The following is a 1,197-nucleotide window of genomic DNA, read 5'->3' as shown; positions in this document are numbered from 1 at the left end:
CATTACCCACCGGCGCCCAGCGCCATCGTTTTCCCCAAGACGGTGGAGCAGGTACAGGCGATCGTTCGCTGGGCCAATACCCACAAGGTGGCGCTGGTGCCGTCTGGCGGGCGTACCGGGCTATCCGCAGGCGCCGTGGCGGCCAATGGCGAAGTGGTGGTCGCCTTCGACTACATGAACCAGATACTCGGCTTCAATGCCTTCGATCGCACAGTGGTCTGCCAGCCAGGGGTGATTACCCGCCAGTTGCAAACCTATGCCGAAGAGCAGGGCCTGTATTACCCGGTGGACTTCGCCTCCAGCGGGTCCAGCCAGATCGGCGGCAATGTCGGCACCAATGCCGGCGGGATCAAGGTGATTCGCTACGGCATGACCCGCAACTGGGTGGCCGGGCTGAAAGTGGTCACTGGCAAGGGCGAGCTGCTGGAACTGAACAAGGACCTGATCAAGAACGCCACCGGCTACGATCTGCGCCAGCTTTTCATCGGTGCCGAAGGTACGCTGGGTTTCGTGGTCGAGGCCACCATGCGTCTGGACCGTGCGCCGCGCAACCTCACCGCGATGGTGCTGGGTACGCCGGACTTCGACTCGATCATGCCGGTGCTGCATGCCTTCCAGGGCAAGCTGGACCTGACCGCCTTCGAGTTCTTCTCCGACAAGGGCCTGGCCAAGATACTGGCGCGTGGCGACGTGCCGGCGCCGTTCGAGACCGACTGCCCGTTCTACGCGCTGCTGGAGTTCGAGGCCAGCACCGAAGAGGTGGCGAACGAAGCCTTGGCCACCTTCGAGCACTGCGTCGAGCAGGGCTGGGTGCTGGACGGGGTGATGAGCCAGAGCGAGACCCAGCTGAAAAACCTGTGGAAACTGCGCGAGTACCTGTCGGAAACCATCTCGCACTGGACCCCGTACAAGAACGACATTTCCGTCACTGTGTCGAAAGTGCCGGCGTTCCTGCGCGATATCGACGCCATCGTGGCTGAACATTACCCGGATTACGAAGTGGTGTGGTACGGCCACATCGGTGACGGCAACCTGCACCTGAATATTCTCAAGCCCGAGCACATGAGCAAGGACGACTTCTTCGCCTCGTGCACCAAGGTCAACAAGTGGGTGTTCGAGATCGTCGAGCGCTACAACGGCTCGATCTCCGCCGAGCATGGTGTTGGCATGACCAAGCGTGACTACCTGGGCTACAGC

General features: G+C 61.7%; 1 protein-coding gene. It reads left to right on the top strand.

The window, feature by feature from the left end:
* Positions 1-1,197 (top strand): FAD-binding oxidoreductase (locus tag JV551A3_RS29795; protein ID WP_133979365.1); only part of this gene is annotated, 1,197 nt, incomplete at both ends.

The sequence above is a fragment of the Pseudomonas inefficax genome, assembly GCF_900277125.1.
GTDB classification, from domain to species: domain Bacteria; phylum Pseudomonadota; class Gammaproteobacteria; order Pseudomonadales; family Pseudomonadaceae; genus Aquipseudomonas; species Aquipseudomonas inefficax.
Note: the sequence above shows the minus strand (reverse complement) of the source record. Positions and strands in the feature narration are given on the sequence as shown.